We start from the raw sequence: 13,238 nt of genomic DNA, 5'->3' as shown, positions 1-13,238 counted from the left end.
AACCGAGATCAGATGCCCTCTTAGAGGAGGCTCGGCAACTCATCGCCGCACGCCGCAAGTCGACCGCCGTTGTCCTCGGCAATCTTGCCCTTGCCAGCATCCTTCATCGTGACGTCGATGCAGCCACGTCCCACCTGCGCCAGACCATCGAGGTCATCGAGCGGACCCGCGCCGGCGGTGGTCTCAACCTCGCCTTCGCCGCAGCCCGTCAACTGCGTCCCTGGCGCGACCTGCCCTCGGTCGAGGACGTCAACGACCGACTGTTCACCCTCATGACCCGGTAGGAGGAGCAGCGTGACCAGCATTGGCGATGCCAAGCAGTCCGTTCGGCGACGGGTCTGGGATCTCCTTGAACGCGAAGGCGCCGCACCCATCGGCGTTCACGGTCACATCCCTGACTTCACCGGCAAAGAAGACGCCGCTGCCCGACTCGCCGAGCTGGATGTCTGGAAGCAGGCACGGGTCATCAAGTGCAATCCCGACCGGGCCCAACTGCCCGTACGAGTACGCGCTCTTCAAGAGGGCAAGCTGCTCTACGTGGCGGTCCCGCGACTCGCCACGCCGAAGCCCTTCTACCTGCTCGACCCGACCGTTCTGACCGCTCCGTTCGAGGCTGCCGTCACCAGCACCGGCGCACCGGACGTCGCCCCTACAATCGGCCCCGACGACATGCGCCCGGTGGACCTGATCGTCTGCGGCAGCGTCGCCGTCAGCCGGCGAAACGGCGTACGAGTCGGCAAGGGCGCCGGCTACTCCGACCTAGAGATCGCGCTCCTCACCGAGGCTGGACTCGTGTCCAAGGGCACCGCCATCGCCACCACCATCCACCAGATCCAACTCCTCGACGAGGAACTCCCCCACGCAAGCCACGACTTCAACGTCGATCTTGCGATCACCCCCACCGAGGTGCTTACCTGCACGGCGGACCGAGATCGACCGGCAGGCATCATCGCCAAAGACCTCCGTCAAGATCAGCTAGACAGCATCCCAATTCTGGGCGGCACAAGGGGGCAAGATACCCGGCACAACCCCTAGCAAGGCCGCCGGAGCGAGCGTTCCTGGGCATGAATGCTGGCTCGGCCGTCGAACCCATAGGTCGAGCAGGCCTGCTGGTGGAACTCAAGTTGCTGCGGGCGGCGGGAGATGCGATCAGGCCGGTCGCAAGTGGACTTTGCCAACCGACGGTCCGAGCCGCAGCACGCCGATGAACGTCCGCCCAGGGCCTTGGGAATGCCAGGCCAACCAAGGGCGGGAGCGCCGTGCTCCCAATCTGCTCCCAACTTAAGGGGCAACAGCGGAGAAGCCCGTTACCGGTGATCCCGGTGACGGGCTTCCTACCTGCCTATATTCATGGTGGGCGATACTGGGATCGAACCAGTGACCTCTTCGGTGTGAACGAAGCGCTCTCCCGCTGAGCTAATCGCCCTCAGCGCGCATGACTCTACCCGATCACCCGCCCGGACCAAAAACCGGGCCTCAGTGCGTCGCGAGGTAGTGCAGCGCCTCCGCCACCACGTCGATGCCGAAGCTGTACTTGAGCGACAGCCACACCACCACGGACACGAACGCGAGCCCGACCGCGCCGAGCACGAACCGCACACCCAGCGACCGCATCTTCACCCAGCGCGTCCAGGAGTTGACGTGCCGGCGGGTGAACGCGAGCAGCCGTCGCGCCCAGTGGAACTCGACCGCCCAGACGCCGAGGCCGGCGATGACCAGCAGCCAGCCGGGCCCTGGTAGCGGGATCAGCGCGATGCCGACTGTGACGACGATGGCGCCGAGGATGCCGATGAAGATCTTCAGGGCGACGCGGCCGGTGGGGTTGGCGCGGATCAGGTCGAGCGTGGTGTGCAGGCGCCCGCGCCAGCCCCGTCGCCGCCGGCGCTGCTCCATGAGAGCGCCTTGCGACCGCCCTTCCACCGGCACCTCGTACCCCCGACTTTTGGCTGCTCGGGCCGCACCTTTCGGCGATTCGGCCGTGGCCCGCGACGTCACCGAGGAGCCCCTCGTGACCATTTCCACCCCCAGTGTCGCGCGGGACCGTCACCCCTGCTCACGACTGGACGTTACCGGAGTAAGTCGACGACTGAACCACCCGTTGCCGGGCGGAACGACGGAGTGGGCGGAACCGGAAATTCTACGCGGGGCCAGGCGGTCCCGGGGGCTTTCGGAACCCCTTCCCACCACTGGGTGAAGTCAGCGTATGGCGGAGCGTAGCCAGGAGCAGCACCTGAGTATGGGAAAAGCGGGACACGCGCGTTCCGCAGCGGTGCCGGGGGGAGAACGTCCATGAGTGTCATCCGACCGACGACCGTAGAGGTCGAGACGTCGCTAAGGCTCGTCGCGCCTGACGCCACCGCCTTGCCGGTGCGTGCCAGTCTGCGTTACGACCCTGCTGACCCGTATGCGGTCCATGTCCTGTTCCATGCCGAGTCCGCCGGCGGCGAGGCGGTGAGCTGGTCGTTCGCACGCGAACTGCTGGTCACCGGGCTCGACGAACCGGCCGGCATCGGTGATGTGCGGGTCTGGCCGTGGGCCACCCCGCGCGGCGACTTCGTCGCGCTGGCGCTGTCGTCCCCGGACGGCAACGCCCTGTTCGAGGTTCCGCGCAGCGTGCTGGTGCGCTTCCTGCGCCGGACCTACGTCGTCGTCCCCCGTGGCCGTGAGGCCGAGCACCTGGACGTCGACACCGCGGTGAACCGGCTGCTCGCCGGTCGCTGACACGGCGACACCCGGGGCCGCGCGGATCTGCCGAGTCCGCGCGGCCCCGGGCCGTCTGCAACCGGGGGTACGCCTCAGCCGCGCGTGGTGATCCCGCCGTCGACCGGGATGACCGCTCCGGTCAGGTACGCGCCGGCGCGCGACGCGAGGTAGATCGCCGTGCCCGCCATGTCCTCGGGCCGTCCGATGCGGCCCAGCGGCACCTGTTGCTCGATGGCGGCGCGCGACTCGGGGTCGTCCAGCGCGAACGCCATCATCTTGCTCTCGAACGGTCCGGGCGCGATCGCGTTGACGGTGATCTGCTCGCCGGCGAGCTGGTGGGCGAGGCCACGGGTGAGCATGTGCACGGCCGCCTTGGTGGCCGAGTAGGCGTACACCTCCATCCACGGCACCCGGATGCCGTCGATCGACCCGATGTTGATCACGCGGGCCGGGTCGTCGGCGCCCGCCGCGGCGCGCAGTTGCGGCAGCAGCGCGGTGGTCAGCCGGAAGACGGCCTTGACGTTCACCGCCCAGAGCTTGTCGAAGGCGCCCTCCGGGTACTCCTCCAGCGGCGCGCCCCAGGTGGCGCCCGCGTTGTTGACCAGCACGTGCAGCCGGTCATGGCGCTCCCGCACGGCCTCGGCGAGCGCCAGCGCGCCCGCGTCGCTGCCCAGGTCGGCCGGGATCGCCTCGCAGTGGCCCTCGGCGGACAGTTCCTTGGCGACCGACTCGCACACGTCGGCCTTGCGCGAGGAGATGATCACCTTCGCGCCGGCCCGGACGAAGCCCCGCGCGATCATCAGCCCGATGCCGCGTGAGCCGCCGGTCACCAGGACCGTCTTGCCGTCGACCGAGAACAGATCCGTCATGCCCATCCCATCGCCGTCGCCCGGCCGCGGGCCGGTCGGCCGGGGCCGCGTGGCCGGGTGCGCAACGCACGCCGGCCCGGGTCTTACCGATCGGTAACCTAACCGTCCGGCTCGGCTGCCGACAAGAGCGGCCCGGGCGGGTGAAACCGTCGAGATGCAACGTGCGGGCTTGCCGGTTACCGTCGGGATGATGGTCACTACCGGTCAGCCCTCCCCGGCCACCCGCACCGGCCTGCCGGAGCTCCGCCCCGGCACCGACGAGATCGTCACCGGTGTGCTCGGCGACCTCGCCGCCGAGCCCGGCTGGCCCCGCCCGGTCCTGCTCGACCGCGATCTGCTGATCCTGGTCACCCACGGCCACGGCACCGCCGAGCTGGACTTCCGGCCGGTCCCCTGCCGTCCGGGCACGCTGCTGCGCGCCCGTCCCGGCCAGGCGCTGCGGTTCGTCGGCGCCCAGCTCGACGCGACTGTGGTGAGCTGGCGGCCGGACGCGCTGCGCGGCCTCGACGTCGACCCGGACGCGGTGCCCGCCCACCGCCAGCTCGCCGGCGAGGACGAGGACGCGGTGATCAGCGAGGTGAGCCAGCTCGCCGTGGACGCGGACCGGCACGCGCTGGTGCCGGCCGCCGCGGCGCTGCTGCGCCACCAGCTCGCCGTCCTGCTGCTGCGGCTGAGCCTGCTGCCGCACCCGCGCGACGGCGCGACGCCCCGGGCCGAGACGGAGACGTTCCGGCGGCTGTGCCGCGAGGTGGAACGCGGCTACCGGCACACCCGCCGGGTGGAGGACTACGCCGCCCAGCTCGGCTGTTCGGTGCGTACCCTGACCCGGGCCTGCCTGGCGGTGACCGGCCGCAGCGCCAAACAGGTGATCGACGAGCGGGTGGCGTTGCAGGCGTGCCGGCTGCTCGCCGCCACCGACGAGTCGATCGCCGCGATCGGCCGGGAGCTGGGTTTTCCCGAGCCGACGAACTTCGGCCGCTTCTTCACCCGGGAGGTCGGGGTGAGCCCGGGGACCTTCCGGGCCGAGCGGGAACGCCCGTTGCCCGTCCGTCTGGTGCGACCCCGGCCGCCCGCCGACTCCCCCGTACCCGGCGGCCAGGCATGATGGCACTGTGCAGATCTCCGCGCGCGGCGACTACGCGGTCCGGGCAGCCCTGAGCCTGGCCACCGCGTACCCGACCCTGCTGTCCACCCAAGCCATCGCGGCGGAGCAGGACATGCCGCGCAAGTTCCTCGAGGCGGTCCTGGCCGACCTGCGCCGGGCCGGGGTCGTCCGGGCACAGCGCGGCGCCGAGGGCGGCTACACGCTGGCCCGGCCGCCGCGCGAGATCACCATCGGGCACGTGTTGCGCGCCGTCGACGGTCCGCTCGCCGGGGTACGCGGGCTGCGCCCCGAGGAGACGCAGTACGAGGGGGCGGCGGAGAACCTGCCCCGGCTTTGGGTGGCGGTCCGCGCCTCGGTGCGCCGCGTGGTCGACGAGGTGAGCCTGGACGAGCTGGTCAGCGGCCGGCTGCCGGCCCACGTACGCAAGCTGACCGCCCAGCCGGACGCGTGGGAGCCGCGCTGACTCACAGCGTGTCGACCACCTCCTCGTAGGGCAGGCGCGGCAGCCGTTCCCGCCAGGCGTCCGGCGCCGGGCGGCCGATGTTCATCAGCAGCAGCACCCGGTGCCGCCCGCCGGGGAAGAACTCCCGTTCCACGCCTGCGGCGTCGAACCCGGCCATCGGTCCGGCGGCCAGCCCGGCGGCGCGGACACCGACCAGCAGGTAGCCGATCTGGAGCGCGGCGTTGAACCGGGCCTGCGCCTCCCGGCCGGCCGGGTCGCCGGTGAACCAGTCGCGGGCGCCGGGGCGGTGCGGGAACAGCTCGGGCAGCCGGTCGTGCCAGTCCACGTCGGCGGCGAGCACAGCGGTCAGCGGCGCGGAGGCCGTCTTGTCCCGGTTGCCGGCGCTGACGTACGGCAGCAGCCGCGCCCGGGCCGCCGCGGAGCGCAGCAGCAGCACCCGCAGCGGCTGGGCGTTCATCGCGGTCGGGCCGTACCGGATCAGGTCGTGGACGGCGCGGACGTGCTCGTCGGCGACCGGCTCGTCGGTGAACGCGTTTGCGGTGCGGGCCGCCCGGAACAGCAGGTCCTGGGCGGCCCGGTCGAGCGCGATCAGCTCCTCGGCGGCGGTGGTCACCACGCCTCGGGCCAGTCGCCGAGCGTGGTGGTGTAGGTGCCCCGGTGGTGCAGCAGCGGATCGCCGTCCTCGCCCGCGCCGAGCGCGAGCGGTTCGCCGAGCAGGATGGTGTGGTCGCCCGCCTCGATTCGGCGGACCACCCGGCACAGCAGCACGGCGAGCGCGTCGCCGATCAGTGGCACGCCGAACGGCCCGGTGGTCCAGCCCGGGTGGGCGCTGAACCTGTCGATGCCGCTGATGGCGAAGATCTGGGCGATCTCCTGCTGGCCGGAGGCGAGCAGGTGCACGGCGACGTGCTCGGCCTGCTCGACTGTGGGCCAGCTCGACGACGCGTGGCCCAGGCAGACCGAGACCAGCGGCGGGTCGAGCGACACCGACGTGAACGAGGTGGCGGTGAAACCGGCCGGCGGCAGGTCCGGCCGCATCCGGTTGCCGCGCAGGCCGGGGGTGGTGACCACGGTGACGGTGGACGCCTGGCGGCGCAGCAGGCCGCGGAACGAGTCGACGTCGACCGGGCGCAGCTCGACGGTGGTGGCACCGGGCCGGTCCACGGTGGTCACGACGCCACCAGCTCACGACGTGACGGTGCATGCACGTGGTCCACGAGAGCCTCCAGTCCAGGGGTAGCAGCGGCGGCGCTGTGTTCTCTCTCGGTACCCCCGGATGAGGGAGGCGATGCGGGGCGACCCGGCACTCATGCTGCCGACCACTCACGGCGCCGGTCAACGCCCTTCCAGTCAGTGAGACTTTCATCGCTGGCTTTGTTACAGCGCGTATCCACCAGCATTTACTACTCCTTAACACCTACCCGTTGGATAGAGATTCTGCCGGGCGCCGGTCCCACCGTCCAGAGCGGATCGGGCAGGGTTTCGCGAATCGTCGATCCGGGCATGTTCGATGCCGCGAAGGCATGCAGACGACTGCAGAGGCAGGGAGACGAAGGAGGCACCCCCGATGGGCGTCCAGTTCCGCAAGCGTAAGAAGTACGGGCCGCTGATCCTCCACTTCACCCAGAACGGCTTCTCGTCGTGGAGCATCAAGATCGGCCGCTGGTCCTGGAACTCGAACACCCGCGCCCACCGCGTGGACCTTCCGGGGCCGCTGTCGTGGAAGCAGGACAAGGCCTGACCTTCCAGGCGACGAGCGGGGTGCCGGCGATTCGCCGGCACCCCGCTCGTCGTCTGCGGCCGGGATCGCGGTTCCGCCCGTCACGGCGTTGCGGTGGCCGGAGAATCGCCACATGGCGGACCTGTTGCTGCGGCGGATACGACGGCGGGCCGTGGCGGCCTGCCTGCTCATGCTCGTCGGCTACTTCCTGGTGCCGGTCGAGGCCGACCCGAACGGCCTGCGGCTGGTCCTGCGCTCGGCCGGCACGCTGGTCCTGGTGGCAGTGATCGCGTTCCTGGTCACCGGCCAGGTCCGCCGCCAGCTCGTCAAGGACCAGCCGACCGGCCGGGACGAGGACCGGGCGCTGACCCGGCTCGCGGTCGCGCTGATCGCCGGGCTGCTGGTCTTCGCGCTCGGCGACTACGTGGTGGCGAACACCCGGCCCGGCGAGTTCGTCGGCCTGCGCACCCGGGTCGACGCGCTCTACTTCGCGCTCGCGACGCTCACCACTGTCGGCTACGGCGACGTGCACGCCCAGGGTCAGATCGCCCGGGTGGCGGTGTGCGCGCAGATGGTGTTCAGCATCGGCGTGGTCGCCACCGGGGCGTCGATAGTGGTCAAGCAGATGACCCAGCGCTCGGGACGACGCTGATCGACACGTCCCCGCCGAGCCGGCCGTGCTCCGGGTCGCGGGTCACCGCGCCCGAGGCGAGCAGCGAGGCGAGCGCCCGGTTGGCGTCGGCGGCCCGGTAGACAGTCGCCGTGGTGGCGAAGCGGCGCAGATCGGTGACCGTCTGCGGGCCGGAGCGGGCCAGCTCGGCCAGCAGTTCCCGGCGCAGCGGGCCGGGCTCGGGATCGAGCGAGATGTCGAGCAGGCGGCCCTGCGGATCGGCCGGGTCGCGGTAGCGCACGCCGGCGTACTCGTCGACCGCCCAGAGCGCGTCCTTGACCGCCTCCAGCCCGCGGTCGGAGCCGGTGCCGTAGCCGAGCAGCCGCGCCGGGCCGTCCCCGTCGGGCACCAGCTCGACCTCGGTGACGAGCGGGAACCCGGCACCGGTGAGCGCCGGCCGCAGCGACCGTCCGGGCGTGGTGACGAGCAGCAGCTCGGCCGGGCGCCCGGACGCGGCGGCGGCGAGCAGGGCCGGGTCCGGGTCGGCGCCGTCGGCCACGACGAGCAGCGGCGCGCCGGCCGCACCGGCGGCCTTGAGCGCCACCGGCAGCCGGTCCGGGCCGCCGGGCACCAGGTGCACGGCGACGTCGGCGGGCAGGGTGGCCTCGGCGGCGCCGAGGCGTACCGGCAGGTCGGTGCCGTCGTCGGCGACCACCAGCACGGTCAGCCGCCGTCCGCGCAGCCGGTCGGCGAACTCGGCCACCACCCGCAGCGCATCCTCCGCGCCGGTGGCGTCTCCCCCGGCGTACGCGAGCGCGAGCGTGGCCCGCCGCGCCCGGTGCAGCGCGGCGGGGAGCCAGTGGTCGAGCTGGCGGACGAGCAGCTCGCGCAGGACGGCGTCGGTCGGCATGGTGCCGTTTCTACCGCACGGCGCGGCGGGCCCGGCCGCGAACCCCGCTCAGACCGGGACGGAGATGCCCACGCCGCCGCGGGTCTGCCCGCCGTAGCGCTGCCGCTCGCGGTCGAGGTCGAGCCGTCCGATGCGGGTACGCGCGGCCAGCGCGGCGTCGTCGAGCAGCTCGGCCGGGACGATCCAGACGATCTCGAACTCCAGCCCGTCCGGGTCGCGGCCGTAGAGGCTCTTGGTGGTGCCGTGGTCGGACGCGCCGACCAGCGCGCCGGCGGCGGCCAGCCGCTCGGCGGTGGCGCCCAGCTCGTCGAGCGTGTCCAGCTCCCAGGCCAGGTGGTAGAGGCCGACGGTGGCCCGGCCGGCCTGGGACGCCCCGGCCGCCGCGCCGATCTCGAACAGCCCGAGGTCGTGGTCGTTCGTGGAGTCGGGCGCCTGGAGGAACGCGGCGCCGCGGAAGCCCTCGGGCGTCATCGGGACCCGCCGGAAGCCCAGCACGTCGCGGTAGAAGGCGACGCTGCGCTCCAGGTCACTGACGTAGAGGACGGCGTGGTTGAGTCGGTGGATGCCCATGCCACCGACCGTACCCCGGTTTTGTTGAGCGTTCAACTATCCCCACTATGATGGGCGCCATGACCCGGTGGCTGGACCCCGACGAGCAGCGGACCTGGCGGGCCTTCCTGACCGCCTCCCGAGGGCTCATGGAGACGCTCGACCGCGAGCTGCAACGCGACGCGGGCATGCCGCACGCGTACTACGAAATCCTGGTCCGCCTCTCCGAGGCCCCCGACCGGCGGCTGCGGATGAGCGAGCTGGCCGAGCTGACCGGCTCGTCGCGCAGCCGGCTCTCGCACGCCGCCGCGCGGCTGGAGGCGTCCGGGTGGATCCGCCGGGAGGGCTGCCCCACCGACCGGCGCGGGCAGGTCGCCGTGCTCACCGACGAGGGCTTCGCCACCCTGGCCGCCGCCGCGCCCGGCCACGTCGAGGGGGTACGCCGGCACCTGTTCGACGCGCTCAGCCCGGCCCAGGTCGACCAGCTCCGCCGGATCAGCGAGACGCTCGCCGACCACCTGACGGATTCGGGACCAAACTGATCCACTCCGGGTCTTGTACATACCGTCGCCGGACGAGCACGATGGGGCGTGTCCTCCGGCTTCGCTGACCTGACCGTCCAGGCGCACCATCTGGTGTCCGAAGGCGACCTCGACGGCGCGCACCGGCTGCTCGCCGACGCGCTCAGCGACGCCGATCCCCGACCCGGCAACGCCTCCCCCGAGCTGGCCGAGGCGGCCGGGCTCCAGGCCAAGGTGCTCGTCGCGCTCGGCGAGCCGCACTCCGCCCGCGGCTGGGCCGCGTTCGCGTACGCGGCCGCCACCCGGCTGTACGGCCGCTCCGACGAGCGCACCGTCACCGCCGCCGCGACGCTCGCCGCGGTGCTGCACCGGGTCGGCAGCGACGCCCGGGCCGCCCGGCTCTACTCCGACGTCATCATCGAGCTGACCGCCCGCAACGGCCCGGAGTCGCAGCAGGTGCTCGCCGCGCACGCCGATCTGGCCACCGTGGAGTACGCGCGCGGCCAGTGCGAGGTGGCCCGCGACCGGTTGCAGGACGCCTGGGAGCTGCACCGGGAGGTGTACGGCGACGGCCACCCCAGCGGCATCAAGATGCTGGCGAAGCTCGGCGCGATGGAACGCGACTGCGGCCGGTACGCCGACTCGCACGAGCACCTGACGCTCGCCGAGGAGCTGTGCCGCCTGCACCTGGACTTCGACGACCCACTCGCCGCCCAGGTGGCCGGGCTGGCCCGCGCCGCCGCCGACCCGGACCACGTCTGCCCCGCGCCCGCCGCTCCGCCGCCCGAGCCGCCGCCCGCCCGGACCACGCCCGTGGTGCCCGCCGCCCGGGTTCCCCCGGCCACCGAGGGCCCGCACGACCTGCCGCCCTACAGCCCGCCCGCGCTCGACGAGCCGGTCGAGACGCCGCTCTACCACCCGCCCGGCCGGGCCGCCGAGACAGCGCACGTGCCGACACCGCGTACCGCGCCGGAGGCCGACGGCGACGCGTTCGACGACTACCCGTGGCCGCCCGACGAGCCGGCCGAGCAACCGTGGCGACCGGGCGCGGACCCGCTGCCGCCCACTGTGGTCGGGCTCGCCGACGACCAGCCCGTCGGGGTACGCCGCGTGCCGCCGCCACCGCCCGAGCCGCCGTCGCGCTACCTGCCGGTGCACGTGCCCCGGCCACCCGCGGCCGAGCGGCGCGCCCGTCCCTGGCTGCCGCTCGTGGTGCTCGGCGTGGCGGTGGCGCTGCTGCTCGGCACCATCGCGGTGATCGCCGGCGTGTCCCGGGTCGACGACGGCCGCGGCACCCCGCCGCCGGCCTCCAGCGCGCCGCCGGCGACCTCCGCCGCTCCCGCGCCGTCCACCCCCGCCGCCGCCGAGCCCGGCACGCCGCCCGGACGGCTCACCCTCACCGACCGGCGCGACAGCATCGTGCTGAGCTGGACGTACCCGGCCGGCGCGGAAGGACCGGTGGTGGTCGCCGGGGGCCGGGCCGGGCAGCCGCAGGGCACGTTCGCGACGCTGCCCGCCGGGTCGGCCGACTACATCGCCTACGGGCTCGACCGCACCACCGACTACTGCTTCACAGTGGCGCTGGTCTGGTCCACCGACAGCGTCGCCCGCACCGGGCCGGTCTGCACGAAACGCCGATGACCGCTCACTCCGGCTCGGGCTCGGCCAGCACGGGCAGCCGTACCGTCGCGCGCAGCCCCGGCGCGGCGGCGCCGGGCGTCGCGTCGGCGAGTTCCACCGTGCCGCCGGCCCGGCGCACCAGCTCGCGCACGATGGCCAGGCCCAGACCGGCGCCGCCCGCGTCGCGGGCCCGCGCGTCGTCGAGCCGGGTGAACCGGGCGAACACCCGCTCCCGGTCCGCCGCCGGGATGCCCGGACCGTCGTCGGTCACCGTGATCAGGTGGTACGCACCGTCCGGCCCGCTCACCGCCAGATCGACACCGGTGTACGCGTGCCGCAGCGCGTTGTCCACCAGGTTCACCAGCACCCGGCGCAGCTCCCCCGCGTCGCCCTCGACCCACCGGGGCGCGTCGGGCGGCGTCAGGCGCAGCGGCGGCGACGGATAGCGGGCGGCCACCGTACGCAACAGCTCCCCCAGCTCCACCGGGCCCACCGGGGACGGCCGGGCGTCCTGCTCGTCGAGGCGGGCAAGCAGCAACAGGTCGTCCACCAGGCGGCTCAGCCGCTCGGTGTCGGCGAGCAGGTCGTCGGCGACCGCCGGCCAGTCCGTGTCGTCGCCGAGACGCCGGGCCACCTCCAGCTCGGTACGCATGTTCGTCAGCGGGCTGCGCAGCTCGTGCGCGGCGTCGGCGACGAACGCCCGCTGCCGGTCCCGGGACGCGGCCAGCCGGTCCAGCATGTCGTTGAGCGTGACCGCGAGCCGGTGGATCTCGTCCTGCCCCGCCGGTACGGGAAGCCGCTCCGCCCCGGCCCGGCCGGTGATCTCGGCGGCGCCGCTGCGCAACTGCTCGACCGGCCGGAGCGTCGCGCCCACCACCCGCCAGGCCACCACGCCGAGCCCCGCCACCAGCAGCGGGAAGCCGACGAGCAGCAGGTTGCGGACCACGTGCAGGCTGTGCCGCACGTCGGTGAGCGACTTGGCGACGAGCACCGTCCGCGGCTCCTGCGGCGTGCCGGCCGGCACCGTGACCACCCGGACCGGGCCGGGCATCCCGGCGCGCCGCCCGTCCACCACCAGCCGCTGCCGCTGCCCGGGACGCAGCTCGTCCGGGCCCAGCATCGGCACCAGGCGGTCCGCGTCGATCGAAGCGGCCCGGATCCGGCCCTGCGCGTCGACCACCTGCACCCGCAACTGCCCGCCCGCGACAGGCAGCGGGTCCGGCAGCGCGTCCTCGGCGGTCAGCAACGCGACCGCGTCGGCGGTGCGCAGCGCCTCCTCGTCGACCGAGCGTTGCAGCGTCCAGCCCAGCGCGCCGAGCAGCAGCGCCCCGCCGAACGCGAACCCGACCACGAGGCCCAGCACGCCCAGCGCGAGCAGCCGGGCGCGCAGGCCCAGGCGCGGCAGCGGGCCGCGTATCCACCGGCTCATGTGGCCAGCCGGTAACCGGCGCCGCGTACCGTCTCCAGCCGCTCCCGGCCGATCTTGCGCCGCAGGTAGCCGACGTAGACCTCCACCGCGTTCGGCGCGGTTTCGACAGAGGCGTCCCAGACGTGGTCCAGCAGCTCGGTCTTGGAGACCACCTCGCCGGGGCGGCGCATCAGGTAGTCCAGCAGCGCGTACTCCCGGCTGGTCAGCACCACCTCGACGTCGGCCCGGGTGACCCGGCGGCGGGCCGGGTCCAGGCGCAGGTCGCCGACGGTGAGCACGGCCGGCCGCCGGGGCGCGCCACGGCGCAGCAGCGCCCGCAGGCGGGCCAGCAGCACCACGTACGAGAAGGGCTTGGTCAGGTAGTCGTCGGCGCCGCAGTCCAGGCCGTCGGCCTGGTCGTACTCCCCGTCCTTGGCCGACAGCATCAGCACCGGCAGCCAGCGCTGCTCGGCGCGCAGCCGACGCACCACCTCGTAGCCGGACAGGCCGGGCAGCATCACGTCGAGGATCATCGCGTCGTACTCGCCGTGCCGGGCAGCGTCCAGCCCGTCCGGGCCGGTAGCCGCCACGTCGACCACGAAACCCTCCGCCGACAGGCCCCGGCGCAGCGCCGCCGCGAGCCGCGTCTCGTCCTCCACCACCAGCAACCGCACCGGTCCAGGGTGCCACCACGGGCTCACCCGTAGGGGATCTCCTCAGCGTGGTCACAGCGACGGTCGCGCAGCATGGAGCGCAGGAG

The 13,238-nt window shown here is 73.3% G+C and carries 17 protein-coding genes and 1 tRNA gene; 8 read left to right on the top strand and 10 right to left on the bottom strand.

Features of this window, described 5'->3' with window-relative positions:
- Positions 1 to 20 precede the first annotated feature (20 nt).
- Positions 21 to 305, bottom strand: a complete 285-nt coding sequence (locus O7546_RS07235) for a hypothetical protein (protein ID WP_043325511.1) — start codon at positions 303 to 305, stop codon at positions 21 to 23.
- Here O7546_RS07235 and O7546_RS07230 point away from each other — a divergent pair.
- Entirely contained in the window at positions 295 to 1,035 is a 741-nt protein-coding gene (locus tag O7546_RS07230) for a 5-formyltetrahydrofolate cyclo-ligase (protein ID WP_051611175.1), read from the top strand. The two genes, O7546_RS07235 and O7546_RS07230, sit on opposite strands and share 11 nt — an antisense overlap.
- A 316-nt stretch (positions 1,036 to 1,351) precedes the next feature.
- On the opposite strand, the gene O7546_RS07225 is transcribed toward O7546_RS07230, so the two are convergent.
- Positions 1,352 to 1,426 (bottom strand) — tRNA-Val (locus O7546_RS07225).
- A gap of 50 nt (positions 1,427 to 1,476) precedes the next feature.
- Complete coding sequence (locus O7546_RS07220) at positions 1,477 to 2,016, bottom strand: TIGR02611 family protein (RefSeq protein WP_194802604.1); 540 nt, start codon at positions 2,014 to 2,016, stop codon at positions 1,477 to 1,479.
- A 273-nt stretch (positions 2,017 to 2,289) separates the two neighbouring features.
- Between O7546_RS07220 and O7546_RS07215 the strand changes: the two genes are divergently transcribed.
- Complete coding sequence (locus O7546_RS07215) at positions 2,290 to 2,721, top strand: SsgA family sporulation/cell division regulator (RefSeq protein ID WP_007457244.1); 432 nt, start codon at positions 2,290 to 2,292, stop codon at positions 2,719 to 2,721.
- Between the two features lie 74 nt (positions 2,722 to 2,795).
- Here O7546_RS07215 and O7546_RS07210 read toward each other — a convergent pair whose 3' ends face one another.
- Entirely contained in the window at positions 2,796 to 3,572 is a 777-nt protein-coding gene (locus tag O7546_RS07210; protein ID WP_091427952.1) for a glucose 1-dehydrogenase, read from the bottom strand.
- 187 nt (positions 3,573 to 3,759) lie between these two features.
- Here O7546_RS07210 and O7546_RS07205 point away from each other — a divergent pair, with 187 nt between their 5' ends.
- Positions 3,760 to 4,677 (top strand): AraC family transcriptional regulator, encoded by a 918-nt coding sequence (locus tag O7546_RS07205; RefSeq protein ID WP_281601145.1) that lies wholly within the window; start codon positions 3,760 to 3,762, stop codon positions 4,675 to 4,677.
- Positions 4,678 to 4,684: 7 nt separating this feature from the next.
- A complete protein-coding gene (locus O7546_RS07200) occupies positions 4,685 to 5,140 on the top strand; it encodes an Rrf2 family transcriptional regulator (RefSeq protein WP_104114498.1) in 456 nt (151 codons plus the stop codon).
- Position 5,141: 1 nt separating this feature from the next.
- Here the strand turns inward: O7546_RS07200 and O7546_RS07195 are convergent, their stop codons facing one another.
- Complete coding sequence (locus tag O7546_RS07195) at positions 5,142 to 5,753, bottom strand: malonic semialdehyde reductase (RefSeq protein ID WP_269696405.1); 612 nt, start codon at positions 5,751 to 5,753, stop codon at positions 5,142 to 5,144.
- A complete protein-coding gene (locus O7546_RS07190; protein ID WP_281600624.1) occupies positions 5,750 to 6,313 on the bottom strand; it encodes a flavin reductase family protein in 564 nt (187 codons plus the stop codon). Before O7546_RS07190 ends, O7546_RS07195 begins: the two co-directional genes overlap by 4 nt.
- Before the next feature lie 394 nt (positions 6,314 to 6,707).
- Here O7546_RS07190 and O7546_RS07185 point away from each other — a divergent pair, with 394 nt between their 5' ends.
- Entirely contained in the window at positions 6,708 to 6,881 is a 174-nt protein-coding gene (locus tag O7546_RS07185; protein ID WP_064498970.1) for a DUF4236 domain-containing protein, read from the top strand.
- Positions 6,882 to 6,993: 112 nt separating this feature from the next.
- On the top strand, positions 6,994 to 7,512 hold the full coding sequence (locus O7546_RS07180; protein ID WP_194802600.1) for a potassium channel family protein: 519 nt from the start codon (positions 6,994 to 6,996) through the stop codon (positions 7,510 to 7,512).
- On the opposite strand, the gene O7546_RS07175 is transcribed toward O7546_RS07180, so the two are convergent.
- Together O7546_RS07175 and O7546_RS07170 are read right to left on the bottom strand one after the other, a co-directional pair.
- Positions 7,478 to 8,380 (bottom strand): hypothetical protein, encoded by a 903-nt coding sequence (locus O7546_RS07175; protein WP_281600623.1) that lies wholly within the window; start codon positions 8,378 to 8,380, stop codon positions 7,478 to 7,480. The genes O7546_RS07180 and O7546_RS07175 overlap by 35 nt on opposite strands.
- 48 nt (positions 8,381 to 8,428) lie before the next feature.
- On the bottom strand, positions 8,429 to 8,950 hold the full coding sequence (locus O7546_RS07170; RefSeq protein ID WP_043325531.1) for a VOC family protein: 522 nt from the start codon (positions 8,948 to 8,950) through the stop codon (positions 8,429 to 8,431).
- Positions 8,951 to 9,000: 50 nt separating this feature from the next.
- On the opposite strand from O7546_RS07170, the gene O7546_RS07165 reads away from it, so the two are divergent.
- Both O7546_RS07165 and O7546_RS07160 read left to right on the top strand, forming a co-directional pair.
- Entirely contained in the window at positions 9,001 to 9,471 is a 471-nt protein-coding gene (locus O7546_RS07165) for a MarR family transcriptional regulator (protein ID WP_194802597.1), read from the top strand.
- Between the two features lie 48 nt (positions 9,472 to 9,519).
- Entirely contained in the window at positions 9,520 to 11,091 is a 1,572-nt protein-coding gene (locus tag O7546_RS07160; RefSeq protein ID WP_281600622.1) for a tetratricopeptide repeat protein, read from the top strand.
- 4 nt (positions 11,092 to 11,095) lie between these two features.
- Here O7546_RS07160 and O7546_RS07155 read toward each other — a convergent pair whose 3' ends face one another.
- Together O7546_RS07155 and O7546_RS07150 are read right to left on the bottom strand one after the other, a co-directional pair.
- Positions 11,096 to 12,499 (bottom strand): HAMP domain-containing sensor histidine kinase, encoded by a 1,404-nt coding sequence (locus tag O7546_RS07155; protein WP_194802595.1) that lies wholly within the window; start codon positions 12,497 to 12,499, stop codon positions 11,096 to 11,098.
- Complete coding sequence (locus O7546_RS07150) at positions 12,496 to 13,152, bottom strand: response regulator transcription factor (RefSeq protein ID WP_194802594.1); 657 nt, start codon at positions 13,150 to 13,152, stop codon at positions 12,496 to 12,498. The genes O7546_RS07155 and O7546_RS07150 overlap by 4 nt, the downstream gene beginning before the upstream one ends.
- Between the last annotated feature and the right edge of the window lie 86 nt (positions 13,153 to 13,238).

The organism is Micromonospora sp. WMMA1976 (assembly GCF_027497335.1).
GTDB lineage: Bacteria > Actinomycetota > Actinomycetes > Mycobacteriales > Micromonosporaceae > Micromonospora > Micromonospora aurantiaca.
Note: the sequence above shows the minus strand (reverse complement) of the source record. Positions and strands in the feature narration are given on the sequence as shown.